Annotated in this window: 16 protein-coding genes; 1 reads left to right on the forward strand and 15 read right to left on the reverse strand. The window is 37.3% G+C overall.

The genetic code is table 11. The features are described from left to right. Positions 1-10 precede the first annotated feature (10 nt). From A9G10_RS11975 to pgk, 15 genes are all read right to left on the reverse strand, one after another. Positions 11-964 (reverse strand): beta-ketoacyl-ACP synthase III, encoded by a 954-nt coding sequence (locus A9G10_RS11975; RefSeq protein WP_065559739.1) that lies wholly within the window; start codon positions 962-964, stop codon positions 11-13. A 4-nt stretch (positions 965-968) separates the two neighbouring features. Beyond that, positions 969-2,015 (reverse strand): phosphate acyltransferase PlsX, encoded by a 1,047-nt coding sequence (gene plsX, locus A9G10_RS11980; protein ID WP_065559740.1) that lies wholly within the window; start codon positions 2,013-2,015, stop codon positions 969-971. 33 nt (positions 2,016-2,048) lie between these two features. Then, on the reverse strand, positions 2,049-2,216 hold the full coding sequence (rpmF, locus tag A9G10_RS11985) for a 50S ribosomal protein L32 (protein ID WP_025316508.1): 168 nt from the start codon (positions 2,214-2,216) through the stop codon (positions 2,049-2,051). A 4-nt stretch (positions 2,217-2,220) separates the two neighbouring features. Then, positions 2,221-2,730, reverse strand: coding sequence for a 23S rRNA accumulation protein YceD (gene yceD / locus A9G10_RS11990; RefSeq protein ID WP_065559741.1), 510 nt, complete (start codon positions 2,728-2,730; stop codon positions 2,221-2,223). Between the two features lie 257 nt (positions 2,731-2,987). Next, positions 2,988-3,905, reverse strand: coding sequence for a TPM domain-containing protein (locus A9G10_RS11995; protein WP_065559742.1), 918 nt, complete (start codon positions 3,903-3,905; stop codon positions 2,988-2,990). 8 nt (positions 3,906-3,913) lie between these two features. Beyond that, positions 3,914-4,510 carry a LemA family protein gene (locus A9G10_RS12000; RefSeq protein WP_065559743.1) on the reverse strand — a complete coding sequence of 199 codons (597 nt, stop codon included), beginning with the start codon at positions 4,508-4,510 and terminating at the stop codon, positions 3,914-3,916. Positions 4,511-4,958: 448 nt separating this feature from the next. Next, complete coding sequence (locus A9G10_RS12005; protein ID WP_065559744.1) at positions 4,959-5,273, reverse strand: antibiotic biosynthesis monooxygenase family protein; 315 nt, start codon at positions 5,271-5,273, stop codon at positions 4,959-4,961. A 79-nt stretch (positions 5,274-5,352) separates the two neighbouring features. Beyond that, entirely contained in the window at positions 5,353-9,570 is a 4,218-nt protein-coding gene (rpoC, locus tag A9G10_RS12010; RefSeq protein WP_065559745.1) for a DNA-directed RNA polymerase subunit beta', read from the reverse strand. Positions 9,571-9,661: 91 nt separating this feature from the next. After that, positions 9,662-13,690 (reverse strand): DNA-directed RNA polymerase subunit beta, encoded by a 4,029-nt coding sequence (rpoB, locus tag A9G10_RS12015; RefSeq protein ID WP_065559746.1) that lies wholly within the window; start codon positions 13,688-13,690, stop codon positions 9,662-9,664. Positions 13,691-13,935: 245 nt separating this feature from the next. After that, positions 13,936-14,304: a 50S ribosomal protein L7/L12 gene (gene rplL, locus A9G10_RS12020; RefSeq protein ID WP_065559747.1), complete on the reverse strand. Its 369-nt coding sequence runs from the start codon at positions 14,302-14,304 to the stop codon at positions 13,936-13,938. 58 nt (positions 14,305-14,362) lie between these two features. Then, positions 14,363-14,860: a 50S ribosomal protein L10 gene (gene rplJ, locus A9G10_RS12025; protein WP_025316516.1), complete on the reverse strand. Its 498-nt coding sequence runs from the start codon at positions 14,858-14,860 to the stop codon at positions 14,363-14,365. 234 nt (positions 14,861-15,094) lie between these two features. Beyond that, positions 15,095-15,796 carry a 50S ribosomal protein L1 gene (gene rplA / locus A9G10_RS12030; protein WP_065559748.1) on the reverse strand — a complete coding sequence of 234 codons (702 nt, stop codon included), beginning with the start codon at positions 15,794-15,796 and terminating at the stop codon, positions 15,095-15,097. A gap of 3 nt (positions 15,797-15,799) precedes the next feature. Next, the gene (gene rplK / locus A9G10_RS12035) at positions 15,800-16,228 is read right to left on the reverse strand and encodes a 50S ribosomal protein L11 (RefSeq protein WP_065559749.1); all 429 of its coding nucleotides are present in this window, start codon (positions 16,226-16,228) and stop codon (positions 15,800-15,802) included. Positions 16,229-16,403: 175 nt separating this feature from the next. Next, positions 16,404-17,483 (reverse strand): class II fructose-bisphosphate aldolase, encoded by a 1,080-nt coding sequence (gene fbaA / locus A9G10_RS12040; RefSeq protein ID WP_065559750.1) that lies wholly within the window; start codon positions 17,481-17,483, stop codon positions 16,404-16,406. Between the two features lie 74 nt (positions 17,484-17,557). After that, positions 17,558-18,721: a phosphoglycerate kinase gene (pgk, locus tag A9G10_RS12045; protein WP_065559751.1), complete on the reverse strand. Its 1,164-nt coding sequence runs from the start codon at positions 18,719-18,721 to the stop codon at positions 17,558-17,560. Between the two features lie 229 nt (positions 18,722-18,950). Here pgk and rpsT point away from each other — a divergent pair, with 229 nt between their 5' ends. Next, positions 18,951-19,214: a 30S ribosomal protein S20 gene (gene rpsT, locus A9G10_RS12050; protein ID WP_025316521.1), complete on the forward strand. Its 264-nt coding sequence runs from the start codon at positions 18,951-18,953 to the stop codon at positions 19,212-19,214. Positions 19,215-19,248: the final 34 nt, after the last annotated feature.

Below are 19,248 nucleotides of genomic sequence, written 5' to 3' on the forward strand. Positions count from 1 at the left end.
AATTGATTAGTTAAAATCTAACGAGCGCAGAGCCCCATACAAAACCGCCACCAAAAGCCTCTAATAGAATTAATTGGCCACGTTGGATGCGTCCATCTCGGACACCTGCATCTAATGCACAAGGTACCGATGCAGCAGAAGTGTTTCCTTGTTTATCTAATGTTACAATGACTTTACTCATATCCATATCTAAACGTTTAGCTGTCGCTGAAATAATTCTTAAATTTGCTTGGTGAGGCACTAACCAATCTAAATCGGCTTTATTAAAAGCATTTTCAGTTAAAAGCTCATCAACTAAATTTGAGAGTTCTTTAACTGCTATTTTAAACACTTCATTACCATGCATCGTCATATAAACAGGATCATTCATATCACGGCGATCGACATAGGGATATTTTAATAGATCACCATAACGTCCATCGGCATGTAGATGTGAAGCAATAATACCAGGCTCTTCAGATGCGCCTACAACAACAGCACCTGCTCCATCACCAAAAATAATAATAGTGCCGCGGTCATCTGGATCAACACCACGTGTTAACATGTCAGATCCCACAACTAAAGCATATTTGATCGCACCACTTTTTACATATTTATCCGCAATATCTAACGCATAAACAAATCCTGAACATGCAGCCGAAACATCAAAGGCAATCACATCCCCTATTTCAAGTTTAGCTTGTAGTTCAGTTGCAGAACTTGGAAAAGCATTCACTGAGGTTGCTGTTGCAACAATGATCAAACCGATATCATTTTTATCGATACCAGCCATGTCAATAGCATTAATTGCCGCTTCATAGGCCATTGTTGTTACAGTTTCGTCAGGAGCGGCAATACGCCTTTCTTTGATGCCAGTGCGTGTCGTAATCCATTCATCACTAGTATCAACCATTTTTTCAAGATCCGCGTTGGTTCGTATCTGTTTTGGAAGATAACTTCCTGTTCCTAATATCTTTGTATACATCTAATTATTCGCTCTTAGGTAGTGCGGAAGAAAGACTGGTTGCAATCTTCTCTGGTATATTTGTTTGGATAGCCAAAATAGCTTGTTCTATTGCTGCAAAAAAAGATTTTTGATTGGCACTACCGTGACTTTTAATCACAATACTTTGAAGTCCAAGTAAACAGGCTCCATTATATCGCCCAGGATCCAAATAACAAAAATTTTTTGCAATCTTTCTTTGTATCCATTTGCTCATTAATTTCATTAAAAATGAATTATGATTTAAGGATAATTTGAGCGAAGACATAAAAATTTTGATTAAGCCTTCTACCGTTTTTAATGTTACATTACCCACAAATCCATCACAGACTAATACATCGGTTTTACCAGTTAAAAGATCATTGCCTTCTAAATAACCGATATAATTAATTTGTTCATTCGATTTTAAAACTGTCGCTGCTGCACGAATTTTATCTAATCCTTTGATATCCTCTTCACCGATGTTAAGTAACGCAACTCGTGGAGTTTCGATCTTAAGTACGGTTTTGGCAAGAATCTCACCCATTATCGCAAATTGTACTAACATATCACTATCACATTCAGCATTAGCGCCAAGATCCAAAACGACTGTATCATGATTATTTAATGCTGGTATAGTCGCAACCAGAGCGGGGCGGTCAATACCGGTTAGAGAATGTAATAATAATTTAGATAACCCCATCAAAGCGCCCGTATTACCCGCGCTAACACATGCCTGAGCAGAGTTATCTTTGACAAGTTCCAATGCGATTCTCATTGAAGAGCCTTGACTATGACGAATTGCGTAAGAGGGCTTCATGTCATTCGTAATCACAGTGGTTGATTCTATCAATACCAATCGACCATCGTTTTGATACTGTGCAATAAGTTTGGTATTTTCTTTAGACAAAAAGGAGCTTATTTCTGTTAGATTACCTACCAGAAAGATAGAAAGATTTGGATAACGATTTAATGCTTGTATTGCAGCAGGAACAACAATACGAGGACCGAAGTCCCCGCTCATAGCATCTAACGCGATGGTTAGATTATCCAAAATGTCACCTGAGGATTTCTAAATTCGCAGTAATTATTTAGAAATCACTTTACGACCACGATAATAACCATCAGCGGTTACGTGGTGACGTAAATGTGTTTTACCTGATTCATCAACTGAGATATTAGCAACAGTTAATGCATCATGTGAACGACGCATACCACGTTTTGCACGAGTTTTACGATTCTGTTGAACAGCCATGGATTTACCCCTTATTCTTTAAACTAACTAAAATTGCAAATGGATTTGGCTTTTCATTCTCTTTTGGAATATCACCAAAGACCATATCTGCCTCTGACACTTCGCAGTGTTTACTATCATGTACCGGCGCAATTGGTAACGAGAGAATAATTTCGTCCTCAAGTAACGCTAATATATCCACTTCACCGAACTCGTTCATCAGAACAGGTTCATAATGTTCCGGTAGTGTCTCTGCTTGAGCATCGCTCTTTACAGGACTAAATTTATTCATCACATGAATTTCAGTGATAAAAGGTTTAAAACAACGTTGGCAAATCAGTTCCAACGTTATCTTCGCATCAATTTTGATAACACAGAGTTTTTGCTCATCATAATCAAAAGATAAGCGGCACTCGATATCACTTTTTGGACTTTCAACCCTTGTTGCACTTTTTGCTGGATAATATCCAACATAATCAAGTCGTTTCTGTGCAGCTTTAATAGGGTCGATCGTTAATGGCAATTTATTTTGCATAAAATATGCACATCTACCTTAAAAAATTATTTAGTGTAGCTAAAAACTACACGATGCCGTAAGGCGCGCATATTACCTTTAAATCAAGGTTTCGTCAATGGGATTGTATAAGATAATTTGTTTTAGTCGTTGATTATTGGCTTGATATTTTTATTACTCTATTATTTCAATAATATAAAAAAACATCAAATTTGAGATTTCTATTTGATAATTATAAGCCAATTTTAACAAACAAATTAAAACGATTTCTAATCAATTTACCAGCTACCAGAAGCGCCACCACCACCACTACGACCACCTCCGCCACCGCTAAATCCTCCTGAACCACCTCCAAACCCACCACCGCCAAAACCTCCTCCACGGAATCCGCCTCCACCTGAACCACTGCTACCGTTTATTCGTAAAAATCCACTCGCAATCGTGCTCATGACAAACGCCAAGAATAATAAGATAAAAGCAATGGATATAGAATGACCATTCCATAAGGTAAACCCTCCTACTGATAACCCATTAAGTAGCCCAGTACCCAAATTTCGACTGGCCGAACGTTTAGACGATCCTAGCGGTATAATGCTATTGATAACAAAGCAAATGAAAAAAGAGACCAAACCATAATTAAATAATTTAGCACCAAATTCACCAGCAAGAAGCGTACCAATATCAGATTCATTGCTATTTTCATTCCCCAGCGGTTCTGAATTATCTATTTTTTGTTTCAAGACGGATATAGCATTTTTGATACCTTGATAATAGTTATTTTGTTTGAATTCCGGTGTTAATTGTTCACGTATAATATGACTAGCAATTAAATCGGTTATGGTTCCCTCTAACCCATAACCGACTTCAATATGAATACGTCTATCGTCTTTAGCGATTAATAATAAAATACCATTATCTTGTCCTTTTTTTCCTATTCCCCATTGAGCAAAAACTCGAGTTGCACATTGTTCAATGGTTTCATCTTCAAGCTTTGCAATCATTAAAATTATAATTTGTGCACCATCAGTTCTTGGTTTTTCAAATTCAATTAGACTCGATTCTAAATCATCAATTTGTGATGGCGTCAGTGTATTTGTCGTATCAATCACCCGCCGTGTAAATTGTGGAATTTCAGTCAGTCCAAAACAAAACCAACTGAATATTAATAATAAGCTAACTGAAAAATATCTCTTCATTATATTCTCTACCCAAAATTAACTGTAGGTGCATTAGAAATCTGTTTTTCATTTTCAACACTAAACTGTTGTTTTGGTTTTACACCTAAAACATCTGCTACCCATTTTGTGGGTAATCGACGGATATATGTATTGAAATTTTGTACAGCTTCAATATAGCGTCCTCGAGCAACAGCAATACGGTTCTCGGTACCCTCCAATTGACTCATTAAATCTTGATATAGTGTATTAGCTTTAAGCTCTGGATAATTTTCACTAACTGCTATCAAACGACTTAATGCAGAACTTAATTCAGATTGTGCTTGTTGAAATTTAGAAAATAAAGCAGGATCGGTAAGTTGATCTGCATTTAATTGTATTGAACCAACTTTGGCTCGGGCGTCAGTGACTTGTGTAAATACCTCTTTTTCGTGTGTCGCGTACCCTTTAACAGTATTAACCAAATTAGGAACTAAATCGGCTCGACGTTTATACTGGTTAATAACTTCTGACCATGAAGCTGCCACTTTTTCATCTTGGGTTTGGATACTATTGTAGTTTTTAAAAAAAATGAATCCTGCAACAATAAGTAACGCAATAATGAGTAACACTAGTTTTGATTTCATCGTAACCCCCTTATAAAATTGTCTAATTAATAGGTAATTTAGAAAAACACAACTGATTGAAACCAATAACAATTAAACTAAGGACATCAAAATATAGATCAATATATGAAATGAGTACTGAATATCATTAATACATAAACATGAGTTGAATCAGAACTAAAAAGAACACTATAAGTAATAAAGAAAAGATAGTCAGGAAAAAAGTAATTCAATGTGGATTAGCTTAATTTTTCTTTGGTTTTATATTTTTTTAGAATAAGTATACGCTAATCACACTAATTTTTTATAATAGTTAGATTGTATTATAGCTATTTTTATAAACTTTGCGAAGTATAATCATAACTACTTATTAAAGTCTAGTATGTCATTATTGGATTATTGCTCACATAACCTTAATGAATTAATGATGAATCAGAATATTAGATTTTTGCTTGTTTCATCAAATTTATTATTTTAGTAAAACATCAAAACATTCTAATTGTGCCGGTTCAAAATAGATATCACTATTATTCGGTCGATTATTCGTATTACGATGAGTATGTTTGAAGTGATCTGAATTTACCCAAGCTTCAAAATCCGCCTTAGATTCCCATTCAGCAAATGAGGAAAATAAAGTATAATCCTGCTCAGTTTTTCCTTGTAGAAAGTAAAAACGATTAAAGCCTTTCATCTCTTTTAAATGGCTATCCCGGTTACGCCATATGTCAATAAAAGTCTCTTCACTACCTCGTTTTATTTTAAAACGGTTCATAACAATATACATATAAAACTCCTTTCATTTCATTTGAGATAAAAAAATAGCACGTGCAATCACGTGCTATTTTAATAACTCGTCCTAGTGACTATTGATTTTCTTCTGCAGAATTAAGCAACTCAGCTAAGTTAGCTGTTGCTTCTTCAGCAGAAATTGTTGTTTGAATATCATCACTTGATGGCATTGCACGTTTACGTAAACGCTCTTTATGGTAAGCATAACCAGTACCAGCCGGAATCAATCGACCAACAATAACGTTTTCTTTTAAGCCACGTAATTCGTCGTTTTTACCAGCAACAGCTGCTTCGGTTAATACGCGAGTCGTTTCTTGGAACGATGCCGCAGAAATAAACGATTCAGTTGTTAATGATGCTTTAGTAATACCAAGTAGATCGTGTAAATAAACAATTGGTTCTTTACCTTGTGCTTCAAGCTCACGATTAATAATCTTCAAGCGTGAAACTTCAAGTTGTTCACCGTCAAGTAGACGAGAACCACCCGGATGAATAACCGTTGCTTTACGCAGCATCTGACGAACGATAACTTCAATGTGTTTATCATTGATTTTTACACCTTGCAGACGATAAACTTCTTGAACTTCGTTAACAATGTAACGTGTTACCGCATTTACGCCACGTAGACGTAAGATATCATGTGCTGATTCAGGCCCATCGGAAATCACATCACCACGTCCAACTTGTTCGCCTTCAAATACGTTAAGTTGACGCCATTTAGGAATCATCTCTTCATATGGTTCACTGCCATCTAATGGCGTGATGATCAAGCGACGTTTACCTTTGGTCTCTTTACCAAACGAAATAATACCATCAATTTCAGCAAGAATAGCTGATTCTTTCGGTTTACGAGCTTCAAATAGGTCAGCTACGCGTGGTAAACCACCGGTAATATCTTTAGTCCCTACAGAGGCTTGTGGAATACGTGCAAGCGTATCACCGACATTGATTTCTGCACCATCTTCTAATTGAACTAATGCTTTACCTGGTAAGAAGTATTGTGCAAGCATTTCAGTACCCGCAACATAGATATCTTTACCTTTAGCATCAACAATCTTGATTGCCGGACGTAAATCTTTACCAACACCTGTTCGCTCAGCGACATCTAAAATAACAATCGATGATAAACCTGTTAATTCGTCGGTTTGACGGGTAATAGTTTGACCATCCACCATATCAACAAATTTTACAAAGCCTTTCGCTTCAGAGATAACTGGCATTGTATGTGGATCCCAGTTAGCAACTGTTTCACCAGCATCGACTGCTGCACCATTACCTTTTGTTAAAATCGAACCATAAGGAACTTTGTAAGTCTCTTTCATTCGACCTAAATCATCGATAATCGTTAACTCAGCATTACGTGATGTAATAACCAATTTCTTGTCTGGGTTAGTCACAAATTTAGCATTGGTTAATTTAATACTACCTTTGTTTTTAACTTGAACACTTGATTCTGCCGCCGCTCTTGATGCCGCACCACCGATATGGAACGTACGCATGGTTAACTGTGTACCTGGCTCACCGATTGATTGAGCTGCGATAACACCAATTGCTTCACCTTTGTTCACTAAGTGACCACGTGCTAAGTCACGACCATAACATTTCGCACAAACACCAAAATCAGTATCACACGAAACCACAGAACGGACTTTAACACTATCAACCGATTCAGCCTCTAGTAAATCACAGTAGCTTTCATCAAGTAATGTGTTACGTGGAATTAATATATCGGCACTACCTGGTTTTAACACATCTTCAGCCGTTACACGACCTAATACACGTTCACGAAGTGGCTCTTTAACATCCCCACCTTCGATAACCGGTGTCATCACTACGCCTTCTAATGTGCCACAATCGTCTTCAATAACAACTAAATCTTGAGCAACATCAACTAAACGACGAGTCAAATAACCAGAGTTCGCCGTTTTTAACGCTGTATCAGCAAGACCTTTACGCGCACCATGGGTAGAAATAAAGTACTGAAGTACGTTTAATCCTTCACGGAAGTTTGCCGTAATTGGTGTTTCGATAATAGAACCATCCGGTTTTGCCATCAAACCACGCATACCTGCTAACTGACGAATCTGTGCTGCAGAACCCCGCGCACCTGAGTCGGCCATCATATAAATACTGTTGAAAGAAGATTGTACTTCTTCTTTACCTTCACGATTAATCACTTTTTCAGTTGATAAGTTATCCATCATGGCTTTTGCAACACGTTCATTGGCTGCTGCCCAAATATCGATAACTTTATTATAACGTTCACCTGCTGTGACTAAACCTGATTGGAATTGCTCTTGAATTTCAGCAACTTCAATTTCAGCTTCGTTGATGATTTGTAATTTCTTAGCTGGAATTTCCATATCATCAATACCAACTGAAACACCAGAACGTGCAGCATAAGCAAAACCGGTATACATCACTTGGTCAGCCAAAATAACGGTTTCTTTCATACCTAGTTGACGATAGCAAATATTCAAAATACGTGAAATTGCTTTTTTGCCAAGTGGTTGGTTAATCACTGAGTAACTCATCCCTTTTGGCATAATCAACCATAAAATAGCACGCCCAACAGTTGTATCAATAACTGAGGTTGTTTCTTCCCACTCACCAACACTATTACGTTGGCTTTCTGTGATACGCACTTTAACTTTAGCATGTAACTCAACAAGACCTAAGCGATACAGTTTTTCTGCTTCTTTAGGACCGGTTAAAATCATGCCTTCACCTTTCGCATTGACTTTATCACGAGTCATGTAGTAAAGACCTAATACCACGTCCTGAGAAGGAACAATAATAGGCTCACCACTCGCAGGCGAAAGAATGTTGTTGGTTGACATCATTAACGCACGCGCTTCTAATTGCGCTTCTAACGTTAATGGTACGTGAACCGCCATTTGGTCACCATCGAAGTCAGCATTGAATGCCGCACAAACTAATGGATGTAACTGAATCGCTTTACCTTCAATTAAGATAGGTTCAAATGCCTGAATACCCAATCTGTGAAGTGTTGGTGCACGGTTTAGTAATACTGGATGTTCACGGATAACTTCATCTAAGATATCCCAAACAATCGCATCTTCACGTTCAACCATTTTCTTCGCAGCTTTGATGGTTGTTGCATAGCCACGACGCTCTAATTTACCGTAGATAAATGGTTTGAAAAGCTCAAGTGCCATCTTTTTCGGTAAACCACATTGGTGTAAACGCAAGTATGGCCCTACTGTAATTACAGAACGACCTGAGTAGTCAACACGTTTACCTAATAGGTTTTGACGGAAACGACCTTGCTTACCTTTAATCATATCGGCAAGTGATTTTAATGGACGTTTGTTTGAACCGGTAATAGCACGACCACGGCGACCATTATCTAATAATGCGTCGACAGATTCTTGTAACATACGTTTTTCATTACGTACAATAATATCTGGCGCAGCTAAGTCTAATAAACGTTTTAAACGGTTATTACGGTTGATCACTCGACGATAAAGATCATTCAAATCTGATGTTGCAAAACGTCCGCCATCAAGTGGTACTAATGGACGTAAATCTGGTGGCAACACAGGCAATACGTTTAAGATCATCCATTCAGGTTTATTTTCTGATTGAATGAATGCTTCAATAATCTTAATCCGTTTAGTGATTTTTTTCCGTTTTGTTTCAGAGTTTGTTGTTGAAAGTTCGTCACGTAGTGCTTCACATTCAGCTTGTACATCAATATTACGCAACAACTCTTGGATAGCTTCGGCACCCATGCGAGCATCGAATTCATCACCAAACTCTTCTAACGCATCTAAATATTGCTCTTCTGTTAAGATTTGACCACGCTCTAAGTTGGTCATACCACCATCAAGAACCATAAATGATTCAAAATAAAGAACACGTTCGATATCACGAAGTGGCATATCTAACAATAAACCAATACGAGATGGTAATGATTTTAAAAACCAGATGTGTGCAGTTGGCGATGCAAGTTCAATATGCCCCATACGCTCACGACGTACTTTCGCTTGTGTTACTTCAACGCCACATTTTTCACAGATCACACCACGGTGTTTTAAACGTTTATATTTTCCACATAAACATTCATAGTCTTTAACTGGTCCAAAAATACGCGCACAAAACAATCCATCACGCTCAGGTTTGAACGTTCGATAGTTGATTGTTTCAGGTTTTTTAACTTCACCAAAAGACCATGAACGAATCATATCAGGAGAGGCAAGACCTATCTTGATAGCATCAAAATCTTCTGTTTTTGTCTGTGCTTTTAGAAACTTTAGTAAGTCTTTCACAATTGGCTCCTATGGAGTTAAACCAATTAGATAACTTATTATCGCTAATAAGTTATCCCTATAAATAGAAATCATTTTTAGTGAGTGAAGATTACTCTTCATCTAACTCGATATTAATACCTAACGAACGAATCTCTTTTAACAATACATTAAATGATTCTGGTATCGCCGGTTCCATACGATGATCACCATCTACAATATTTTTATACATCTTAGTACGGCCGTTTACGTCATCTGATTTAACCGTTAGCATTTCTTGTAGTGTGTAAGCAGCACCATAAGCTTCAAGTGCCCATACTTCCATCTCACCGAAACGCTGACCACCAAATTGAGCTTTACCACCCAATGGCTGTTGAGTAACCAGACTATATGAACCTGTAGAACGTGCATGCATCTTATCATCAACTAAGTGATTTAATTTCAGCATGTACATATAACCTACCGTTACCGGACGTTCAAACTGTTCACCTGTACGACCATCATACAATGTAATTTGGCCTGAAGTCGGCAAATCACCCAATTCTAGTAATGACTTGATTTCTTGCTCTTTTGCACCATCAAACACTGGTGTAGCAAGTGGCATACCATTACGTAAATTTTGTGCCAATGTCATCACTTCTTGATCGGTAAATTCTGCAACATTAACTTTTTGTGCAGCACCCAAACCAAGATCGTATGCTTTTTGGATAAACTCACGTAATTTAGCAAGTTCTTGCTGTTCTTTAAGCATTGTATCAATTTTTTGACCAATACCTTTAGCCGCCATACCTAAGTGGGTTTCTAGAATCTGTCCAATGTTCATACGAGATGGAACCCCTAGTGGGTTTAACACGATATCAACTGGACGACCTTTGTCATCATATGGCATATCTTCAATTGGATTAATCTTAGAGATAACCCCTTTGTTACCATGACGACCCGCCATTTTATCACCAGGCTGAATTTGACGTTTAACCGCTAAGTAAACTTTAACAATTTTGAGAACACCAGGTTGTAAATCATCACCTTGTGTAATCTTCATGCGTTTAGCTTCAAGTTTTTTGTTAAACTCAAGTTTAATTTCTTCGTGCTGTTCAGCAAGTTGCTCTAACTGTGCTTGTTTGCTTTCGTTTGAAATACCGATTGTTAACCATTTTTCTCGTGGTAAGGCATCTAATTTATCAGCTTTAATACCACCTGAAATTAACACATCACGAATACGCGCAAATAAAGCTGCTTCTAAGATTTTAAGCTCTTCAGTTAAATCTTTTCTTGCTTGTTTAAGTTGCATCTCTTCAATTTCAAGTGCACGTTTATCTTTTTGTACACCATCACGAGTGAAGACTTGGACATCAATAACCGTACCAGAAACACCATTTGGTACACGTAAAGACGTATCTTTAACGTCAGATGCTTTTTCACCGAAAATTGCACGTAGTAATTTTTCTTCTGGTGTTAATTGTGTTTCACCTTTAGGCGTCACTTTACCAACAAGAATATCACCACCTTTAACTTCAGCACCGATATAAACAATACCTGATTCATCTAATTTAGAAAGCGCTGCTTCACCCACATTTGGAATATCAGCTGTGATTTCTTCAGCACCTAATTTAGTATCTCGAGATACACAAGATAACTCTTGAATATGGATCGAGGTGAAACGATCATCTTGTACCACTTTTTCAGAAACTAAAATAGAATCCTCAAAGTTATAACCATTCCATGGCATAAATGCCACGCGCATGTTTTGACCTAATGCAAGTTCACCTAAATCAGTTGATGGACCATCTGCAAGTACATCACCACGTTCAACTTTTTCGCCTAATTCCACACATGGAATTTGATTGATACAGGTATTTTGGTTAGAACGGGTATATTTAGTTAAGTTATAAATATCAATCCCTGTTTCACCCGCATACATTTCATCAGCATTTACATTGACTACGATACGTGACGCATCAACATATTGAACAGTACCACCACGACGAGCAACGGCTGTTACACCTGAGTCAACAGCTACCGCACGTTCCATACCGGTACCAACAAATGGTTTTTCCGCTTTTAACGTCGGAACGGCTTGACGTTGCATGTTTGCACCCATCAAAGCACGGTTCGCATCGTCATGTTCCAAGAATGGGATTAATGACGCACCGACTGACACGATTTGTTGTGTTGAAACGTCCATATAATGAACTTGTTCTGGACTATATAAGCCTGACTCACCATTTAAACGACAAGTCACTAAATCTTCTTTAAAGCGACCTTCTTCATCAAGGTTTGAGTTTGCCTGTGCAATAACAAATTCACTTTCGTCAATCGCTGATAAATAATTAATTTCATCAGTCACAACACCGTCAATCACTCGACGATATGGTGTTTCTAAGAAACCATACTCATTAGTACGAGAATAGACCGCTAACGAGTTAATCAAACCGATATTTGGACCTTCAGGCGTTTCAATCGGACATACACGACCATAATGAGTTGGATGTACGTCACGTACTTCAAAGCCTGCTCGCTCACGAGTTAAACCACCCGGACCTAATGCAGAAATACGACGTTTATGCGTAATTTCAGATAATGGATTGTTTTGATCCATAAACTGAGATAACTGGCTAGAACCAAAGAACTCACGGATTGCCGCTGAAATTGGTTTAGCATTAATCATATCTTGTGGCATTAATGAATCAAGATCACCTAAAGATAAACGCTCTTTCACGGCTCTTTCAACACGTACTAAACCAATACGGAATTGGTTTTCTGCCATTTCACCAACGCTACGAATACGACGATTACCTAAATGGTCGATATCATCAACATCGCCATGACCATTACGAATACTGATTAATTTCTTCATAACGTCAACGATATCATCTTTAGTTAAAACGCTTTGACCTTCAATATCATCACGCCCTAAAGAACGATTAAACTTCATTCGACCAACCGCTGATAAATCATAACGTTCATCAGAGAAGAATAAGTTGTCAAATAACGCTTCTGCAGCTTCTTTTGTTGGTGGCTCGCCCGGTCGCATCATGCGATAAATTTCAACTAATGCACCTAAACGATCGCGTGTTGAATCAACATTTAATGTTTCAGAGATAAATGCACCATGATCAAGATCATTGGTGAATAATGTTTCAATTTTTTTGTAGCCTGCATTGGTTAATTCTAATAACAATTCTAATGAAATTGGTGTATTAGCAAATGCAATTACTTCACCTGTTGCGTCATTAACATAGTTTTTAGCAAGCACTTTATTAACGATGTATTCAACAGGTACATCAATTTTGCTTACTTTATCTTTTTCTAATTCACGAATATGACGTGCAGTAATACGGCGACCTTTTTCAGCGTACACTTTACCTTTTGATTCAATATCAAATAAGGCTGTTTCACCACGTAAACGCTCTGGGACTAAATCCATTTTTAATTTGGATTTGCCAACTTCAAAAATGGTTTTCTCAAAGAAGATATTTAAAATTTCTTCTGTTTCATAACCTAATGCGCGCAAAATAATTGTTGCTGGAAGTTTACGACGACGGTCAATACGAGCAAAAAGATTGTCTTTTGGATCAAATTCGAAATCAAGCCAAGAGCCACGATAAGGAATAATCCGAGCATTATATAAAACTTTACCAGAAGAGTGTGTTTTACCTTTATCACTATCAAAGAACACACCTGGACTACGATGTAACTGTGAAACGATTACCCGTTCGGTGCCATTGATTACAAATGTTCCATTGTCCGTCATTAAAGGAATTTCGCCCATGTAGACGTCTTGCTCTTTAATATCTTTTACAGTTCCTTCTGGTGCATCTTTATCATAAATAACTAAACGTAATTTTACGCGCAACGGTGCTGAGTAAGTGATCCCTCTAATTTGACATTCTTTTACATCAAACACAGGTTCGCCCATCTTAAAGCTCACGTATTGTAACTCAGCATTACCACTATAACTTTTTATCGGAAATATTGAACGAAAAGCGGCTTCTAAACCATACTGACCTTCTGGATCTTGCTCAATAAATTTCTGGAACGAATCAAGTTGAATAGAAAGAAGATACGGTATATCCAAGACTTGTGGACGCTTACCAAAATTCTTACGAATTCGTTTTTTCTCGGTATAAGAGTAAACCATTAGTTCCTCAACTTGCTTATCTGCTATTTTAGCATGATTAAATATTCATCAGGAGCACTTCAATCGAGTAATAACGCCTGACACCTCATCGAAAATATCTATAAATATCAATTGATTAGGCTTAATAAATATACTATTTCTTTATTGCTTTTTATTGATAGTCTTCAAATAAAATTCTTCGACTTTTTACAGCGCAAAAAGGCTGGAGGTAAAACCCCCAGCCATTTAGCTTGCTATCGATTAACTTATTTAAGTTCGACAGCTGCACCAGATTCTTCAAGTGCCTTTTTAAGTTCTTCAGCATCAGCTTTGCTAACACCTTCTTTAACTGTTGCAGGAGCTGATTCAACAAGATCTTTAGCTTCTTTTAAGCCTAAACCAGTTGCACCACGAACTGCTTTGATAACAGCTACTTTATTTGCACCAACATCTTTTAAGATTACATCAAATTCAGTTTTCTCTTCAGCTGCTTCAGCTGGACCTGCTGCTGCAACTGCAACAGCTGCTGCTGCAGAAACACCGAATTTTTCTTCCATCATAGATACTAGTTCAACAACGTCCATTACAGACATTTCAGCAACTGCATCTAAAATTTGTTCTTTAGTGATAGACATAATATAGTTTCCCAAATTTACAATTTTTAATTAATAAAATTCGTCATCATACTGCTAATTAAGCAGCTTCTTTTTGATCACGAACAGCTGCAAGAGTACGAACCAATTTGCCAGCTGCGGCTTCTTTCATGGTTGACATCAAGCGAGCTAATGCTTCTTCATAAGTAGGTAATGTTGCTAAGCGATCAATGTTCGCTGCAGTAATTAACTCACCTTCAAAGGCTGCGGCTTTAATCTCAAATTTATCGTTTTCTTTTGCAAACGCTTTAAAAATACGCGCAGCAGCACCTGGGTGCTCGTTTGAAAACGCAATTAGAGTAGGACCAACAAACGTATCTTTTAAACACTCATATTGAGTGCCCTCTACAACACGGCGTAATAGCGTATTACGAACAACACGCATATAAACACCCGCTTCACGAGCAGATTTACGTAATGCAGTCATTTTTTCTACAGTTACGCCACGAGAATCGGCAACAACTGCAGATAGCGCACCTTTGGCGATTTCATTAACTTCAGCAACAATTTCTTGTTTATTTTGAAGATTTAGTGCCATTGGTTTTGCTCCTGGATTAAAACTAGGCAAAGCCTAGACTTATTTAAACTAACTATAACAATATAGTTAGCACAACCACGATGAGCAGAATTCCTGTATTATATCTTATCAGGTTCTGTCACCGTCTACGTAGGAAAATTAAGTAATTAAACGTCAATTACACCTACGGTCTTGGACGGGGTCTGGTTAAGGCCAGACACCAACCGATTTTTTTGTTTAATTAATAATGATTAATTAAACAGATGCATTCAATGTTGTTTGATCGATAGCAACACCAGCGCCCATAGTAGTAGAAAGACTTACTTTCTTAACAAAGACACCTTTAGAAGATGCTGGTTTTGCACGTTTTAACGCAACAAGTAATGCTTCTAAATTTTCTTTAAGTTTAGCTGCATCAAAATCAGCTTTACCGATAGTCGTATGGATAATACCATTTTTATCATTACGGTAACGGATTTGACCTGCTTTCGCATTTTTTACTGCTTCAGCAACGTTAGGCGTTACAGTACCAACTTTAGGGTTTGGCATTAAACCACGTGGACCTAAAATTTGACCTAATTGACCAACTACACGCATAGCATCTGGTGATGCGATAACGACATCAAAATTCATTTCGCCTTTTTTGATTTGATCCGCAAGATCGTCCATACCAACTAATTCAGCACCAGCTTCTTTAGCTGCTTCTGCATTTGCACCTTGTGTAAACACAGCTACACGAACGCTACGACCAGTACCATGTGGTAATACAATTGCACCACGAACATTTTGGTCTGATTTACGTGAATCAATACCTAAATTTACGGCAACATCAACGCTTTCAGTAAATTTAGCAGTTGCAAGCTCTTTTAATAAAGCAATTGCTTCGTTGATTTCATATTGTTTAGTTGCATTCACTTTTTCGCGGATAAGTTTAGCTTTCTTAGATAATTTAGCCATTGATTAACCCTCCACTTCCAAGCCCATTGAACGAGCAGTTCCTTCAATAGAACGCATCATTGATTCAATGGTAGCACCATTCATATCTGCAGCTTTTAATTCAGCGATTTCGCGAATTTGAGCACTCGTTACTTTACCTACTTTTTTCTTGTTAGGCTCACCTGAACCAGACTTGATTTTAGCAGCTTTCTTTAATAGTACTGCCGCAGGAGGAGTCTTAGTAACAAAGGTGAATGAACGGTCTGAATAGACTGAAATAACAACTGGAATAGGTAGACCTTTTTCCATGCTTTCTGTTTTCGCATTAAATGCTTTACAGAATTCCATGATATTAACACCATGTTGACCAAGTGCTGGACCAACTGGTGGACTAGGATTTGCTGCACCAGCTGCAACTTGCAACTTGATGTAAGCCTGTACTTTTTTTGCCATTTTTTGGTTTCCTTCTCTCGGGTGCAAACGCTTCTATTATATAAATAGACAGCTCCCCTAAGTTAAATGAGGGCAGAATTATCCTACAATTGATATACAAATGCAAGATTTATTTTATGAACAATTAATACAAAGTAGGCGATTCCCCACTTTGTATTAAAAATGAAAACGTTAATTAAAGTACGTTAACAGCGTTAAGTTCTTTAAATGCAAGTTCTAAACGAGCAACTAAAGAATCTTGACCTTTACGTAACCAAACACGTGGATCATAGTATTTTTTGTTTGGCGCATCAGGTCCTTCTGGATTACCTAATTGACCTTGTAAATAAGCTTCATTTGCTTTGTAGTAATCTAAAATACCCGCCCAGTTAGCCCATTGAGTATCGGTATCGATATTCATTTTAATAACGCCATAACTAACTGCTTCTGCAATTTCTTCAGGTGTTGAGCCTGAACCACCATGGAATACGAAGTTCAGTGATTTTTCAGGTAAGTTGAATTTTTCTGATACGTATTTTTGTGAGTTATCTAAAATTTTTGGTGTTAATTTAACATTACCTGGTTTATATACACCATGCACGTTACCAAATGATGCAGCGATAGTGAAACGAGGACTAATTTCGCTTAAACGCTCATAAGCATAAGCGACATCTTCAGGTTGAGTATAAAGTGCTGAACTATCCATATGGCTGTTATCCACACCATCTTCTTCACCACCAGTACAACCTAATTCTAGCTCTAATGTCATTTTCATTGCAGACATACGAGCAAGATACTGACAACAAATATCAATGTTATCTTTTAATGTTTCTTCTGACAGGTCGATCATGTGTGAAGAAAATAGTGGTTTACCGGTTTTAGCAAAGTGAGTTTCACCAGCATCAAGTAAGCCATCAACCCATGGAAGTAATTTTCTTGCACAGTGGTCAGTGTGAACAATCACTGGCACACCATATTTTTCAGCCATTAAATGAACATGTTTTGCACCAGAGATAGCACCTAGTACTGCACATTCTTGTCCTTCTAATTTAAGACCTTTACCAGCGATGAACTGTGCACCACCATTTGAGAATTGAACAATAACAGGAGAACCTACTTTTGCCGCTGTTTCAATTACCGCATTAATTGTGTTGGTATCAACACAGTTAACTGCTGGTAAAGCAAAGTTATTTTCACGAGCGATTTGAAATACTTTTTGAACATCATCACCAGTTACAACACCGGGTTTAACGACATCAGAAATCTTTGTAGCCATTTTATTACCTATGATTTAATTATTATAAAAAATAAAGGATGAGTAATCATCTCATCCTTTTTACTGAATCTATATTATGCTTTTGCTCTCGCTTCTAACATTGCAACAGCAGGAAGTTTTTTACCTTCAACAAACTCAAGGAAGGCACCTCCACCAGTTGAGATGTAAGAAATTTTATCTTCAATTCCAAATAAGTCAATTGCAGCTAACGTATCACCACCACCGGCAATTGAAAAACCTTCACTATCAGCAATTGCTTTAGCAACAATTTCAGTCCCACGACGGAAATTAGGGAATTCAAATACACCAACTGGACCATTCCATAATATGGTTTTCGCTTTTTTAATAATATCAGCTAATGCTTCAGCTGATTTATCACCTAAATCAAGAATTTGTTCATTTTCTTTAACATCAGAAACTGATTTTTCTGTAGCCGTTGCTGTTTCACTGAATTCAGTCGCAACACGCACATCAGTAGGTACAGGAATATGACAGTTAGCCATCAATTTTTTCGCTTCTGGGATTAAATCTGCTTCATACAGCGATTTACCTACATTATAACCTTCAGCCGCAATGAAAGTATTAGCAATACCACCACCGACAATAATTTGATCAGCGATTTTTGAAAGCGAATCAAGTACAGTAAGTTTAGTTGATACTTTAGAACCCGCAACAATCGCAACCATTGGACGAGCTGGGTTATCAAGTGCTTTACCTAATGCATCAAGTTCAGCAGCTAATAAAGGACCAGCACAAGCAATTGGTGCAAATTTACCCACGCCATGCGTTGAAGCTTGAGCACGGTGAGCTGTTCCAAACGCATCCATTACATAGATATCACAAAGTGCAGCATATTTTTTTGATAATGTTTCATCATCTTTACCTTCACCTACATTGAAGCGTACATTTTCAAGAACCACTAATTCGCCTTCTTTAACATCTACACCATCAAGGTAATCTTTAACAAGACGGACAGGAAATGAAACATGTTCTTTTAAGTAATCAACGACTGGTTGCAACGAGAATTCAGGGTTGTATTCTCCTTCTGTTGGACGACCAATGTGAGAAGTCACCATCACTTTAGCGCCTTTTTTGATTGCTTCTTCAATTGTCGGTAATGATGCCTTGATACGTGCATCAGAAGTGACTTTACCATTTTTGACTGGTACATTAAGATCTGAACGAATAAATAAACGTTTCCCTTTTAGATCAAGATCTTGCATTCTAATAACAGACATGAGACTTCCTCTTAATAAAAAAATATAAATAAAAATAAACTTCACGTATTCTAACATAAAAATTCTTTTTAGGTTATAGCGATTATTGTTCAAATAGTAAACGTTTGTCATCAATGTGTAATTTATAAATTGCAAATTTTTTATGTAACAGCATTGACAACTGGCAGAAAATCAGGCATATTTTGCCGCCTTATTAATATGTAATTTTATTTAAACTTGGGAGTTGACTTTGGCTAATATCAAATCAGCTAAAAAACGTGCGGTTCAATCCGAAAAACGCCGTAAACATAATGCTAGTAACCGTTCAATGATGCGTACTTATATCAAGAAAGTTTACGCAGCTGTTGCAGCTGGTGATAAACAAACAGCTGAAGTAGCATTCAAAGACATGCAAGCAGTTGTTGACCGTCAAGCGGCTCGTGGCTTAATCCACAAAAATAAAGCTGCACGTCATAAAGCAAATTTAATTAAACAGATTAAAGCATTGGCTTAATGCCCGAATCTGTTAACTATTGTAGTTAAAGAAA

Source organism: Gilliamella sp. wkB308, from assembly GCF_001690185.1.
Classification (GTDB): Bacteria; Pseudomonadota; Gammaproteobacteria; order Enterobacterales; family Orbaceae; genus Gilliamella; species Gilliamella apicola_I.

What these genes read in the sequence shown, in the direction of transcription:
- rpmF (WP_025316508.1), bottom strand. Translation starts at nt 2,216, where the DNA reads ATGGCTGTTCAACAGAATCGTAAAACTCGTGCAAAACGTGGTATGCGT.
- rplL (WP_065559747.1), bottom strand. Translation starts at nt 14,304, where the DNA reads ATGTCTATCACTAAAGAACAAATTTTAGATGCAGTTGCTGAAATGTCT.
- A9G10_RS12005 (WP_065559744.1), bottom strand. Translation starts at nt 5,273, where the DNA reads ATGTATATTGTTATGAACCGTTTTAAAATAAAACGAGGTAGTGAAGAG.
- rplK (WP_065559749.1), bottom strand. Translation starts at nt 16,228, where the DNA reads ATGGCAAAAAAAGTACAGGCTTACATCAAGTTGCAAGTTGCAGCTGGT.
- A9G10_RS12000 (WP_065559743.1), bottom strand. Translation starts at nt 4,510, where the DNA reads ATGAAATCAAAACTAGTGTTACTCATTATTGCGTTACTTATTGTTGCA.
- rpoB (WP_065559746.1), bottom strand. Translation starts at nt 13,690, where the DNA reads ATGGTTTACTCTTATACCGAGAAAAAACGAATTCGTAAGAATTTTGGT.
- rplA (WP_065559748.1), bottom strand. Translation starts at nt 15,796, where the DNA reads ATGGCTAAATTATCTAAGAAAGCTAAACTTATCCGCGAAAAAGTGAAT.
- pgk (WP_065559751.1), bottom strand. Translation starts at nt 18,721, where the DNA reads ATGTCTGTTATTAGAATGCAAGATCTTGATCTAAAAGGGAAACGTTTA.
- A9G10_RS11975 (WP_065559739.1), bottom strand. Translation starts at nt 964, where the DNA reads ATGTATACAAAGATATTAGGAACAGGAAGTTATCTTCCAAAACAGATA.
- A9G10_RS11995 (WP_065559742.1), bottom strand. Translation starts at nt 3,905, where the DNA reads ATGAAGAGATATTTTTCAGTTAGCTTATTATTAATATTCAGTTGGTTT.
- rplJ (WP_025316516.1), bottom strand. Translation starts at nt 14,860, where the DNA reads ATGGCACTAAATCTTCAAAATAAACAAGAAATTGTTGCTGAAGTTAAT.
- yceD (WP_065559741.1), bottom strand. Translation starts at nt 2,730, where the DNA reads ATGCAAAATAAATTGCCATTAACGATCGACCCTATTAAAGCTGCACAG.
- fbaA (WP_065559750.1), bottom strand. Translation starts at nt 17,483, where the DNA reads ATGGCTACAAAGATTTCTGATGTCGTTAAACCCGGTGTTGTAACTGGT.